13 protein-coding genes are annotated in these 12275 nt (G+C 59.3%); 4 read left to right on the forward strand and 9 right to left on the reverse strand.

Annotated elements, in window-relative coordinates; all coding sequences use genetic code 11:
* Positions 1-150: 150 nt before the first annotated feature.
* From acnA to LRP59_RS06235, 4 genes are all read right to left on the reverse strand, one after another.
* Entirely contained in the window at positions 151-2817 is a 2667-nt protein-coding gene (acnA, locus tag LRP59_RS06225; RefSeq protein WP_002513655.1) for an aconitate hydratase AcnA, read from the reverse strand.
* 141 nt (positions 2818-2958) lie between these two features.
* Positions 2959-3210 (reverse strand): DUF6767 domain-containing protein, encoded by a 252-nt coding sequence (locus LRP59_RS12120; RefSeq protein ID WP_074025686.1) that lies wholly within the window; start codon positions 3208-3210, stop codon positions 2959-2961.
* A 1-nt stretch (position 3211) separates the two neighbouring features.
* Positions 3212-4393: a class I SAM-dependent RNA methyltransferase gene (locus LRP59_RS06230; RefSeq protein WP_002513657.1), complete on the reverse strand. Its 1182-nt coding sequence runs from the start codon at positions 4391-4393 to the stop codon at positions 3212-3214.
* A gap of 30 nt (positions 4394-4423) precedes the next feature.
* Positions 4424-6448: an APC family permease gene (locus LRP59_RS06235; protein WP_002513658.1), complete on the reverse strand. Its 2025-nt coding sequence runs from the start codon at positions 6446-6448 to the stop codon at positions 4424-4426.
* Positions 6449-6616: 168 nt separating this feature from the next.
* Here LRP59_RS06235 and LRP59_RS06240 point away from each other — a divergent pair, with 168 nt between their 5' ends.
* Together LRP59_RS06240 and LRP59_RS06245 are read left to right on the forward strand one after the other, a co-directional pair.
* The gene (locus LRP59_RS06240) at positions 6617-7294 is read left to right on the forward strand and encodes a TrkA family potassium uptake protein (RefSeq protein ID WP_002521676.1); all 678 of its coding nucleotides are present in this window, start codon (positions 6617-6619) and stop codon (positions 7292-7294) included.
* Between the two features lie 40 nt (positions 7295-7334).
* Positions 7335-7994, forward strand: a complete 660-nt coding sequence (locus LRP59_RS06245; protein WP_002513660.1) for a TrkA family potassium uptake protein — start codon at positions 7335-7337, stop codon at positions 7992-7994.
* An 80-nt stretch (positions 7995-8074) separates the two neighbouring features.
* On the opposite strand, the gene LRP59_RS06250 is transcribed toward LRP59_RS06245, so the two are convergent.
* From LRP59_RS06250 to LRP59_RS06265, 4 genes are read right to left on the reverse strand one after another with little or no spacing between them, the layout of a single operon-like run.
* On the reverse strand, positions 8075-8467 hold the full coding sequence (locus LRP59_RS06250) for an OB-fold nucleic acid binding domain-containing protein (RefSeq protein WP_002513661.1): 393 nt from the start codon (positions 8465-8467) through the stop codon (positions 8075-8077).
* Between the two features lie 2 nt (positions 8468-8469).
* Positions 8470-9204 carry a DUF3710 domain-containing protein gene (locus tag LRP59_RS06255; protein WP_002513662.1) on the reverse strand — a complete coding sequence of 245 codons (735 nt, stop codon included), beginning with the start codon at positions 9202-9204 and terminating at the stop codon, positions 8470-8472.
* Between the two features lie 43 nt (positions 9205-9247).
* Positions 9248-9706 carry a dUTP diphosphatase gene (dut, locus tag LRP59_RS06260; protein WP_002513663.1) on the reverse strand — a complete coding sequence of 153 codons (459 nt, stop codon included), beginning with the start codon at positions 9704-9706 and terminating at the stop codon, positions 9248-9250.
* Positions 9699-10217, reverse strand: coding sequence for a DUF3093 domain-containing protein (locus LRP59_RS06265; RefSeq protein WP_002532123.1), 519 nt, complete (start codon positions 10215-10217; stop codon positions 9699-9701). The genes dut and LRP59_RS06265 overlap by 8 nt, the downstream gene beginning before the upstream one ends.
* A gap of 41 nt (positions 10218-10258) precedes the next feature.
* Here LRP59_RS06265 and LRP59_RS06270 point away from each other — a divergent pair, with 41 nt between their 5' ends.
* A complete protein-coding gene (locus LRP59_RS06270; RefSeq protein ID WP_002533076.1) occupies positions 10259-10558 on the forward strand; it encodes a DUF4235 domain-containing protein in 300 nt (99 codons plus the stop codon).
* Positions 10559-10627: 69 nt separating this feature from the next.
* On the opposite strand, the gene LRP59_RS06275 is transcribed toward LRP59_RS06270, so the two are convergent.
* Positions 10628-10924: a DUF4193 domain-containing protein gene (locus LRP59_RS06275; RefSeq protein WP_002513666.1), complete on the reverse strand. Its 297-nt coding sequence runs from the start codon at positions 10922-10924 to the stop codon at positions 10628-10630.
* Positions 10925-11132: 208 nt separating this feature from the next.
* Here LRP59_RS06275 and sepH point away from each other — a divergent pair, with 208 nt between their 5' ends.
* Entirely contained in the window at positions 11133-12218 is a 1086-nt protein-coding gene (gene sepH / locus LRP59_RS06280) for a septation protein SepH (RefSeq protein ID WP_002513667.1), read from the forward strand.
* The last annotated feature ends 57 nt before the right edge of the window (positions 12219-12275 follow it).

A 12275-nucleotide genomic window follows, 5' to 3' on the forward strand; every position in this document is an offset into this window, starting at 1 on the left:
TGGAGCTGGCCGGCCGATCACGAGGGAGGGGCCAACCCCGCACTGCTTTGAGGACAAGAGGCGGGTCTTATTACTGAAGGATATCTGAGGCTCGAACACAATCTCGAACACAATATGGGGCGGGAACCACCCGATTCCCGCCCCAGTACATCAACTACGTGCCATGTTCCTCAGCACATACTGCAAGATGCCACCGTTAAGGTAGTATAGCCGTTCCCCAGGGGTGTCAATGCGCACGACCGCGTCAAACTCGACGACCTCACCGTTGACGGCCTTGACGTGGACCGCCTCCGGGATCGTCTCGTTAATCTTGTCGACACCGGTAATCGCGAAGGTTTCCTCGCCAGTCAGACCGAGGGAAGCGGCTGATTGGCCCTCCGGGAATTGCAGCGGCAGGACGCCCATTCCGATGAGGTTGGAGCGGTGGATGCGCTCGTAACTCTCAGCGATAACCGCTTTGACACCGAGCAGCTGGGTGCCTTTGGCAGCCCAGTCACGCGAGGAACCAGAACCGTACTCCTTACCACCCAAGACGACCAGCGGGATGCCTTGCTCGCGGTAATTCACCGAGGCGTCGTACACCGTCGTGACAGGCCCGTCAGCCTTGGTGAAATCACGGGTGAAGCCACCCTCAGTTCCTGGGGCGAGCTGATTGCGCAGTCGGATATTAGCGAAGGTGCCACGCATCATGACCTCGTGATTCCCACGCCGGGAACCATAGGAGTTGAAGTCGCGGCGCTCGACGCCATTGCCAGCCAACCACTGGCCGGCCGGGGAATCAGACTTAATGTTGCCCGCCGGGGAAATGTGGTCAGTGGTGACCGAGTCACCCAGCTTGAGCAGCACGCGAGCGCCGGTGATGTCACCAACCGGCTCCGGCTCAGCCTTCATACCGTCAAAGATCGGTAGCTTACGTACATAGGTAGAAGCCGGGTCCCAAGCGAAGGTCTCGCCCTCGGGGGTATCGAGCTCCTTCCAGCGCGGGCCGCCATCGAAGACGTCAGCGTAACGCTCTGAGTACATCTCGGCGGAGATAGACGACCCGACGATCTCCTCAATCTCCTCGGTAGAGGGCCACAGATCAACCAAACGAACCTCACGGCCGTCCGGGGTGGTGGCGAGAACGTCATTGTTGAGGTCGATGTCCATCGTGCCGGCAATCGAGTAGATGACAACCAACGGCGGGCTGGCTAGGTAGTTCATCGTGACGTCGGGGCTGATGCGACCCTCGAAGTTGCGGTTGCCAGACAGGACGGCCGTGACGGCCAGATCGTTCTCATTGATGGCAGCCGAGACTTCAGGAATGAGCGGGCCGGTGTTGCCAATACAGGTAGTGCAGCCATAGCCAACGAGGTCAAAACCCATCGCAGCAAGGTGTTCAGAAAGCCCCGCACGCTCAAAGTAGTCAGTGACGACTTGGGAGCCCGGAGCCAGCGATGTCTTGACCCACGGCTTCGGAGCTAAGCCCAACTCGTGGGCCTTCTTGGCAACGAGACCGGCAGCGATCATGACGCTCGGGTTCGAAGTATTGGTACACGAGGTGATAGCGGCGACCGTCACGGCACCGTTGCGTAGCTCGAAGGAGCGACCGTCAGCGAGGGTAACGGGAACGGCCGCACCAGGGTTGGTGGTGTAGTCACCAACAGTCTTTTCGAAAGATTCCTTGGCCTCAGAGATAAGGATGCGGTCCTGCGGGCGCTTCGGGCCAGCGATGGAGGGCTTGACTGTCGAGAGGTCGAGTTCTATGTATTCGGAATAGCGGGCCTCATGCTGCGGATCGTGCCACATACCCTGGGCCTTAGCATAGGCCTCGACGAGCTTGACCTGTGACTCGTCGCGACCAGTAAGACGCAGGTAGTCCAGGGTGACATCGTCGATCGGAAAGACAGCAATAGTCGACCCGTATTCGGGGCTCATATTGCCCAACGTGGCGCGGTTAGCTAGCGGCACAGCCGCAACGCCAGGACCGTAAAACTCGACGAATTTACCGACGACCTTATGCTCACGCAGCATCTGGGTGATCGTCAGGACGAGGTCGGTGGCGGTGACGCCATCACGCAGCTCACCGGAGAGCTTGAAGCCAACGACGCGCGGAACCAACATGGAGACTGGCTGACCGAGCATGGCGGCCTCAGCCTCGATGCCGCCAACACCCCAGCCAACGACGCCTAGCCCGTTGACCATGGTGGTGTGGGAGTCGGTGCCCACACAGGTATCTGGGTAGGCGACTTTGGTGCCGTCGTCGTCACGGACGAAGGTCACCCGGGCAAGGTGTTCGATGTTGACCTGGTGAACGATGCCAGTGCCCGGCGGAACGACGCGGAAGTTCTCGAACGCAGTCTGGCCCCAACGTAGGAACTGGTAACGCTCACGGTTGCGCTGGTACTCGATGTCCTTGTTCTGCTCGAAGGCTTCCGGAGTGCCAAAGCGCTCAACGATGACGGAGTGGTCAATGACCATCTCGGCCGGTGACAGTGGGTTGACCTTGCGAGGATCACCACCGAGGTCGGCAACAGCCTCGCGCATGGTGGCCAAGTCGACGATACAAGGCACGCCGGTGAAGTCCTGCATAATAACGCGGGCCGGAGTGAACTGGATCTCCTTGGACGGCTGGGCTTCGGCGTCCCAATGACCTAGTTCAGTGATCTGCTCGGCCGTGATGTTGGCGCCATCCTCGGTGCGTAACAGGTTCTCAAGCAGAACCTTGAGGCTATACGGAAGGTTGTCGGAACCATCAACCTTGGTGATGTCGTAGATCTCGTAAGACTGGCCGTCGACGTCGAGGATTCGCCTCGCGTCGAAGCTGTTGACACTCATGTGGACTCCTGACTGGTCGATGCGGTTCTCATCATCTCGCGTCGAGTCCCGCCCTCGTGGCGGAACAAGGTATCTTGACGTCAAGATACCTTGCCGAGAAGCCACCTCCAACTAAGGGAAGGCTCAGTTGGGAATGTACATTCAGTCGAGTCCTTCGAGTCGGGGATCTGTGCCTAACTCATCATCGTCCGTCGTATCAAGACGGCTGACCTCCGGTGGCTTGTTTGCCTTTCTACGTGCTGCTTTTCTCGACTTCACGAGCTCATCTCGCAGAGCATCGTCGCCCATAACGAGGTACACCAACCCGCAATCTTGCGGACCCGTCACGTACAGCTGACACAGACTGCATGGGTCCCCGGGACGTAGCGGACATTTCGGAACTGGGCCTGCCATCTCAGACCTTCGGTTCCAAAATCGCCACGGCTTCGACGTGATGAGTCATCGGGAAGACGTCAAAAGCACGGATTGATCGAGGCAGATACCCGTTGACGTCGAACAAGTGCAGATCGCGAGCCAAGGCGGCCGGGTCACAGGCGACATGAGCGATCGCCCGAGGCGAAGTCCGAGCCACAGCCTGGACGACAGTTTTCCCAGCACCCCTGCGTGGCGGATCCAGCACCACAATGTTGGCTTTAGGCGCCATCCGAGGTAGCACTCGCTCCACGCGGCCAGCGGTGAAACGGCCGCCCGGCACGTTGCGTCGCGCCAACGCAACTGCCTGACGCGATACCTCAACACCACGGACTCGAACTCCACGATCGGCCAAGAGTCCTGCGAAGAGTCCAACACCGCAATACAGATCAAGAGCTTCGTCACCCTGCTGGGGTTTCAGGCCACCGATAACTGCATCCGCCAAGGCTTCAGCAGCCCCCGGATGCATCTGCCAAAACCCACCAGCGCCGACCTTCCACCGACGTTGGCCAACATGAGCTGTCATTGTCTCACCGCCAGCAACAAGCTGCCCATCTGCAATGACGCTCACTTCCGGATCCTCGCTCAGACAACTAGTCACCATGACAATCGCGTGCTCAGCCGTATTACAGGCAGCTTCAGCAGCAGAGCGGCCCGCAGGGTGCGCGATCGGGCAACCGCCTTCGGGAACTTGTACTAAATCATGACTACGATGACGACGCAGCGCTGGACGCTGGTTGAGGCTGCGATACTGCATGCGCGTACGCCAGCCCAGACCATCGGAGGAACCGGTAGCAGCCTCCACAGTCCCCGCCCACTTAATCCCAGCGAGGCGACTGAGTTGCTCAGCGACGACACGCCGCTTGAGCTCGCGCTGAAACTCAACATCGACGTGCTGGAAGTCGCAACCCCCACACTCTCCCGCCACTGGACATGGCGGAACAACGCGATGCGAATCGGCCGAGATGACGTCGACAGCCTGTCCAAACCAGTGCGAAGCCTTCGATATGTCGGTCAGCCGAACCCGGACCTCCTCCCCCGGCAACGCGCCGCGGACGAAGACTACCCTGCCATCGAGACGCGCCACGCAATAACCACCGTGAGCGATATTGCCCATACCAAGGTCGAATTCATCGCCCTGGGACGCACCAACAGACTCATGCATTTATCTAAGTCTAAGGCCCTCGGTGGCATCTCAACGCCGGGGAGTGATGGTGGCACCAGGATCCCGCCAAGAACGAGGATCGTTACGCTTCCAACGCTTTTCGAGAATCGCTGAGCTACGCAACTGGTAAGGAACTGAGGAGATCAGCACACCCGGCATAAAGTGCAGCCGGGCACGCGCGACGAGCGCCGTCTGGTTGTGCAGTAGATGTTCCCACCAGTGGCCAACAACGTACTCCGGAATAAAGACCTCGACCATGTCTCGCGGATTTTCGCTGCGGATACGGCGAATGTGATCGATTAACGGGTTGGTGATCTCACGATATGGGGAAGCAATGATCCTGAGGGGGATGTCGATGTCCTCCTCGTCCCAGCGCTCCAGCAGGCGCTCCGTAGCGTCGGGGTCGACGTCGACGATGACAGCCTCCAAGAAAGTTGGGACAGTAGCCTTCGCGAACTGTATAGCCCTCATCGTCGGCTTGTTGAGGTCAGAAATCATGATCACCGCATGTACGCGCGAGGGCAAGGCGCGATCAGACGGGCTATTGAGCTCCAACTCGCGGGCCACCGAGTCGTAATGCTTCTTAATCGACGTCATGAGCACGTACACCACGGCCATCGCAATAAGTGCCAGATAAGCGCCATGAATGAACTTCGACGCCAAGATGATGATCAGAACGATGCCGGTCCCGACCAAGCCAATGCCGTTAATGATCCTTGAGTGCTGCCAGCGGCGACGTTCCTTGGTCCCGGCCGAAGTATCGGTACGCAGCAGGCGCGTCCAGTGGCGCATCATGCCGGTCTGGCTCACTGTGAAGGAGATAAAAACTCCAACTACGTATAGCTGGATAAGCGCTGTCACGGAGGCGTTAAAAACCAGCACTAAAATGATGGCACCGGTGGCAAGGGTCAAGATGCCGTTGGAGTAGGCGAGACGGTCACCGCGGGCATGGAGACGACGCGGCAGGAAGCCGTCACGGGCGAGGATCGAGCCCAGCACCGGGAAACCGTTGAAGGCGGTGTTGGCAGCCAAGAACAAGATGATCATCGTACAGACGATCATGATGTAGAAGCCCGGTTTGAACGAGTCGTAGAAGACGGTACGCGCCAACTGACCAACAACCGTCACTTGCTCTTTAACAGCGTGTCCATGCGTATCGACGAGATGTGACTCCCCCGTCTCATCGAACATCTTGACACCGGTGACACTGGCCAAGACGAGAATGCCCATAAGCATCGAGACGGCAATCCCGCCAAGCATCGCCAACGTCGTGGCGGCGTTCTTTGACTTCGGTTCACGGAAAGACGGCACACCGTTGGAGATCGCCTCGACCCCTGTCAGTGCGGCACAGCCTGACGAGAAAGTACGCGCCATAAGAACGACGAAAGCAACACCGACCAAGCCGGTGTACTTCGGTGCACCGACGACGGTGAAATCTGCGGTTGGGGCGCGAAGATTGTCTCCTAGGACGAAGATCCTCGTGAGTCCCCACACCACCATGCAGATCACCGAGATCATGAAAGCATAGGTTGGGACAGCAAAAAATGTTCCTGATTCCCTCACACCTCGTAAATTCATGGCGGTGAGAACAGCTATAACGACGGCCGCTGCAACACCTTCATGACCAGCGAGTCCGGGGATCATCGCCTCGGCGTTCTGGACACCCGACGACACCGAAACGGCCACTGTCAGCACATAATCGACGAGAAGCGCGCTGGCCACCACGAGCCCAAAACGTGGACTCAGGTTGACTGTCGCAACCTCATAATCGCCACCGCCTGAGGGGTAAGCGTGCACCGTCTGGCGGTAGCTCATTACCACAATGAGCATGACCAAGGCGACGGCAATACCAATTTTCCACGAGAACGCGAACCCGGCAGTACCAGCCAAAGACAAGGTAATAAGGATCTCGTCGGGAGCGTATGCCACGCTCGAGAGCGCATCAGAGGCGAACACGGGCAGCGCGATCCGCTTCGGAAGGAGGGTCTCGCCCAGCGCACTGCTCTCGAGTTTGCGCCCGATGAGCACCCTTTTGACGGCTTGGAAAACCTTCACGGCGGGCCACTCTACTTGCGTGCGACATCATCGGCACGTCGCCACCACCATCCCATCCGGCAACCTCATCATCGTCAGGTCGACAAACGCCCGCAAACGAGACAGCTAGACCAGAACGCGGCACAATAGCACCGACAACTACGACACAGATGGGTGCCAGCGCCACCCATGAGGAGGGGTCACGTGCACATCATCATTATGGGGTGTGGCCGAGTTGGATCAAGCTTAGCCATCCTCTTGGAGAAGCGCGGGCACGACGTGTCAGTCATTGACATTGACGACAACTCGTTTCGCCGCTTGGGACCTGACTTTAAAGGGCGCACAGTCAAAGGCGTCGGATTCGACCGTTCTGTACTCGAAAAAGCTGGAATTCGAGAAGCTGATGGATTCGCCGCTGTTTCCAGCGGCGACAATTCCAACGTCCTGTCTGCCAGAGTGGTTCGCGAGGAATTCGGCATCGACAACGTCGTCGCCCGCATCTACGACCAGGGCCGGGCTGAAGTCTATGAGCGTCTTGGGATCCCCACGGTAGCTACCGTGCGGTGGGCTGCCGACCAAGTGTTGCGCAGTCTCATGCCGGAGGGATCTGAGCCGGCGTGGCGCGACCCATCCGGCCAGGTCCGTTTGATCCGTGTCAACACCCATACCGACTGGGTCGGGATGAAAATCTCCGCTATTCAGGATCGCATCCACACCCCGCTGCCATTTCTATTGAGGTTCGGTCAAGGCATGGTCCCCGACGGAGCCACCTTGCTGCAGGATGGCGACGTCGTCTATGCCGCAGTCGAGGTCGAGCGCATCACCGAGATCGAGGGCCTATTGGCCAAGCCGCCGGTCAAACGTTGATCGTCACGGACAACGCCGTTCACCCGAGGCAAGGAGAATCGTGAGAATCGTCATCGTTGGAGCCGGTAATGTCGGCCGATCCATTGCCCGTGAGCTCACCGCTCATGGACACCAGATCCTGCTTATCGACAAGAACCCGAAAGCTATGAAGCCCGACACCGTTCCCGAGGCGGAATGGCTGTGCGCGGACGCATGTGAGCTGGCTACCTTGGAAGAGGCCCGCATCGACAACTGTGATATCGCTATTTCAGCCACGGGCGATGACAAGGTCAATCTGGTGCACTCCCTGCTCGCGAAGACTGAGTTTGGGGTGCCAAGGACAGTTGCCCGTGTCAATCACCCCGGGAACGAGTGGATGTTCGACCAGGTGTGGGGCGTCGATGTTGCCGTTTCAACCCCTCGGCTAATGGCTGCTTTGGTCGAGGAAGCCATTACCGTCGGTGAATTGGTGCGCCTGTTTACCTTTCAGAAGGGACGCGCGAACCTTGTGGAGCTCACCCTGCCTGACAATTCGCCCCGAGTCGGTGATCGTATTCGAGACATCTCGATGCCAGGAGACGCAGTTCTGGTCGCCATTATCCGCGATGGGCAAGGCCGAGCGCCCGAACGTGAGGCCGCGTTGGAGGCTGGCGATGAGCTGCTCTTTATGATCTCGCCCAATTACGAGCCCGATCTGGTTGACCTGCTGGCACCACGCTAACCATGACAAACCTCACGCCCAGTGGGAGTTGACTAGGCCGTGAGGCGGGCGGAAATCGCAAGGCCCGCCGAAGCTACTTCTCAGTCGGGAAGAATCGTGTACCTGGGGTTGTATATAACCCGACGTCCATCAGCCTCGGTGATCATCCCCTCAACGTTCACGTGTCGACCAGCCCGCAGACCGGGAATGCGCCTGCGCCCCATCCAAATGAGAGTCACCGCACCGCTGCCATCCCTGAGCTCCGCTTCCAACCACCGATTGTTCCCACGTGGGTTCAGGGTCAGCACCTCGATGCGGCCTTGGAGGGATGCGCGAGTACGCAATTTAGCCTCGGCAATCGTTGACGCCCCAGCATCAAGACTAGAACGCTGCAGATCGTCATCAGCTAGGGCCTCGTTGGACGCCGTCACATGGTGCAGCACTCGACGAAGCGTCGACTCACGATGAGCACGAGCATCGGTGCCTCGAACCATGATCAGGACTCCTCTGGATGCAACCCCTCAGGCACCCTCAGAGGGATAACGTCGCCAGGGACGCGCGGGCTGTCGTCACGATGCACCACAAGGTTGCAGAAAAACTCCAGCAGCAATTGCCCGGTGGCATCGAGCTTCTCGCCCAATGCCGACTCGCCCATAAGGACACCACGCAGCAACCAGCGTGGCCCTTGGGCCAACCAGGTGCGGGAGACGTGGTAGCCGTCCTCACCGTCGGGGCCCTTCATCGGAACGATACGACGCAGCTCAGCACCCATCGGGCCGGGGCCGACGTTGGCTTCACCTCCCTGGACTTCAGTGCCTCGCACCATCTCCTCGTGGACCTCATCGATCATGAGGGTTGAAGCGGGAGCGGCAAACAGAGCAATCTCAATAGCCGAATTGCCCTGGACGACGAGCAGGCTCTGCACAGCACCCGAGGTCTGATCCAGCTGGATCTGCATCTGCATATTCTCAAATGGGGTAACGATGAGGGAACCGAAGTCGATCCGCTCTACGTCGTCAGCGTCGAGATCAACCTCGTCAATATCGAAGGGCCCGTCTTCGCGATCGAGGTTAATTCGGTAGGCGGAGGTGTCTTCCTCCTCACTGGACTCATCCTCTTCGGGGGCCTCCTTGGCGTCGAGGTCGTCCAGAGCCTCCTCAGTAGTTTCGAGATCCTCGTCGATGACTTCATCCGTCTCGACGTCGTCGTTACGCTTCTTGCGACCGAACATTGTGTCCTTCCTCGACCGACACTGTGGTGTCAACGAATGCAGTCTATCCATCAACCGGAGGCATAGCAGAAACGCCGGTGGAACCGTAGCCTCCTTGCCCGCGCTCAGTATCGTCGAGATCCTCGACCGGCTCAAAGATAGCCTCCACTACCGGGACGACGACGAGTTGGGCGATCCTGGAACCAGCATCAAGATGTACTGGCTCCCGCGGATCGGTATTGACGAGCAGCACATTAATCTGCCCGCGGTACCCAGAATCGATCGTTCCGGGCGCATTGACGATCGATAGCCCGTGACGCGCGGCTAAGCCCGACCGGGGATTGACGAAACCGACATAACCGTCAGGCAGGGCGACACGCACTCCCGTCTCAACCATCGCCCGTTCCCCAGGGGCTAGATCGACATCGTGGCGGCAGGTGAGGTCGGCACCGGCATCGCCAGGCATGGCATATCGAGGCATCGCCTCGGGAACCGCCACAGTGGGCACAACGACATCAGCCATGGTTGTCCTCCATAGAGTTCTCGGAGCTGGAGGGGGATCCCGGCACCACAACGTACTCACCGACAATGGCCGCCAGCTTGTCAGGACGACGTGTACTCACGATCCACGCCTGATGAGGATCAGCAGGGTCGGCAAGCCTCAAAACGAGCCCAGATCTAATCCACGGCCGAGTCACCAAAAACGACCCCACCTGATGGCTGGACCGCATCACCGAGTTCATGGTCTGGGCATCCATACCCCGCACCCGATCGACCCAACGCCACTCAATCCAGGAACGCCCAACGCCAAATCCTTCTTCAGTGACCACAATCCGCACGCTTCCAGCCTTGATGAAAGCCGCGACGACCACCACCACAACGATGACAGCCACGATGCCCCCGGTAGCCAGGCTCGTCCATGCTCCAATTGCGACGATAAGCGAGAGCGCCACGGCAGCCCCAATAAGCCACCACGACAACGGCGCCCAGAGCCTCTCGGAGTAGACCACTGATCCTGAAGGGAAATTCACCATCACAGCCTAATCGACGGACCGTCACGCCATATGATGACAGCATGATCCCAGAAAAGATCCTATGGAAGGTTTACGCCGGCGCCCTTGGCGCGGTCACCACCATTGTGAGTCAGAAGGTCGTCGAAGGCGTGTGGAAGTATGTCACTGGCGACGAGGAGACCCCTCAACCCGACGACCCCGAGATCTCGACGACGAAGGCACTTTCGTGGGCGCTCGCTAGCGGCATCGGCATTGCCGGATCTCAACTGCTCATGCACCGCTTCGTCAATAAACGTTGGATGAAGTTCAGCGCTGTCAACCCCATCACAGGCAAAAATCTCGATGCCGAAGACGACGACTGATCGTCCCCCATGACAACAGCAACGGACCCACGCCACTCTGGGCGGGGGTCCGTTCGTTCTCCTAGGAGATCAAACGCAGTCGACGCAGTAGAACTGGCCGTCGCGCTCCTCAGCTAGCTGAGAACGTCCCTTGACGAGAAAGCACGACGCACAGGTAAATTCGCCGGACTGACGAGGAAGGACACGAACAGTCAACTCCTCATGAGAAAGGTCAGCACCAGGCAGCTCGAAAGCCTCAGCGGCCTCGACCTCGTCCTCGTCGACCTTTCCAGAGTTCTTATCGTTGCGCTGGTTCTTGAGTTCCTCGATGGAGTCCTCACTGACCTCCTCATCAGTCTTACGCGGAGCGTCATAATCGGTAGCCATGGTCACCTTCCAATAAGGACTCGAGACGTCGACAACTCGCTTGCTGCGAGCTGCGACCGCACAATATTCGCCCCCTTGTGTATCACACCTGTCAAGTCAGCAGACAGCGCGCAATGGCATCTGGGCGGTAGCATCACGCCCGAAGGCAGTAAGTTGGTGACTCACACAGCCAAACCCCAGCCACCAAGGTCGGGAGGGAAGGTGGACGATGGACAGCGCTCTGAGCCCCCGCGAGATTCAATCGCGGATCCGTTCTGGGGCCACTGTCGAGGAAGTGGCCGTTGAGGCGGGCGTCGGCGTCGATCAGGTGGAACCATTCGCGGTGCCGGTCCTTGCTGAGTTGGACCACATCATCGAGGTTGCCATGACATGCCCGGTTCGCCGCGCCGGCGCACCCGGATCGCACCGCACGTTAGGTACCGTGATCTCGCGAGTCGCCAGGGCCAACTCGATCCCTGAGGCGACAATCTCCTGGCGATCCTGGCGCCATGAGGACCGTACCTGGGCCCTTGAGGCGCGATGGCCAGCTTCCACGGAGGACGCTCCCCACTCTGCGACCTTCCGGTTCGATCTCAAGGGACGCCACACCTCCCCCGAGGATGCCGGTGCGCGGTGGCTCGTCAACGATCGCTCCCCGGCGCCTGCCGAACCCTTACCTGAAGGGGCTTCAGACCCTGACCAGGAACCAACCCTCGATCTCAACGACGAGCTGGCGATCGTGCGGGCCGTCAGTAACCGTCAAAGCCAGACCGCTGATCCTGAGGCAGTCGCCGGAATGACGAAGCACGACGGGGTCTACGACTTCGACACCTCGTCCCCAGCTGACACCGACATGCTCTACGAGATGCTTGCCGGGTTTCAAGAGGACTCGGTCAACATCTATGAAGGTCTCGCCACCCCAGTCCTTGACGCTGCGTCTCATCCGGAGGTAAATCACGATCCTGAGCCAGCTACGCCTCAGGCTCCCCAGCCAGCCGGGGCTCCGCATGCTATCGAGACATCCCAACCAGATCAGGCTGGGGGGAAAAGCGAGGCCCAGCCACCCCATGACGACACCTCTGCGCAGGATACTGCGGCGTCGAAGCCACGCACATCGACGAAGAAGACCTCGACCTCGACTTCGACTTCTCGCTCACAAGCGTCAGCTCAAGCTGCCGATGACACTCCCCAGCAGGACGCCCTCGTCGAGGAGGGTAGCCGCCCCCGCAAGAAGCGCAAACCGCGTAAATCGAGGCGGGCGTCGATCCCTTCTTGGGATGAGATCATGTTCGGCGGACCCACCCCGCATACCTGATATCCCACCCACCGCGGGAAAATCCTTGACCGCACGCGAACCCTGGGGCCATGCTCG

Source organism: Cutibacterium sp. 37298 (assembly GCF_023838685.1).
Taxonomy (GTDB): Bacteria; Actinomycetota; Actinomycetes; order Propionibacteriales; family Propionibacteriaceae; genus Cutibacterium; species Cutibacterium acnes.

Coding starts and splice junctions, on each gene's coding strand:
- LRP59_RS12120 (WP_074025686.1), bottom strand. CDS start 3,210: ATGGCAGGCCCAGTTCCGAAATGTCCGCTACGTCCCGGGGACCCATGC.
- LRP59_RS06240 (WP_002521676.1), top strand. CDS start 6,617: ATGAGGAGGGGTCACGTGCACATCATCATTATGGGGTGTGGCCGAGTT.
- LRP59_RS06255 (WP_002513662.1), bottom strand. CDS start 9,204: ATGTTCGGTCGCAAGAAGCGTAACGACGACGTCGAGACGGATGAAGTC.
- dut (WP_002513663.1), bottom strand. CDS start 9,706: ATGGCTGATGTCGTTGTGCCCACTGTGGCGGTTCCCGAGGCGATGCCT.
- LRP59_RS06250 (WP_002513661.1), bottom strand. CDS start 8,467: ATGGTTCGAGGCACCGATGCTCGTGCTCATCGTGAGTCGACGCTTCGT.
- LRP59_RS06270 (WP_002533076.1), top strand. CDS start 10,259: ATGATCCCAGAAAAGATCCTATGGAAGGTTTACGCCGGCGCCCTTGGC.
- LRP59_RS06230 (WP_002513657.1), bottom strand. CDS start 4,393: ATGCATGAGTCTGTTGGTGCGTCCCAGGGCGATGAATTCGACCTTGGT.
- LRP59_RS06265 (WP_002532123.1), bottom strand. CDS start 10,217: ATGGTGAATTTCCCTTCAGGATCAGTGGTCTACTCCGAGAGGCTCTGG.
- acnA (WP_002513655.1), bottom strand. CDS start 2,817: ATGAGTGTCAACAGCTTCGACGCGAGGCGAATCCTCGACGTCGACGGC.
- sepH (WP_002513667.1), top strand. CDS start 11,133: ATGGACAGCGCTCTGAGCCCCCGCGAGATTCAATCGCGGATCCGTTCT.
- LRP59_RS06275 (WP_002513666.1), bottom strand. CDS start 10,924: ATGGCTACCGATTATGACGCTCCGCGTAAGACTGATGAGGAGGTCAGT.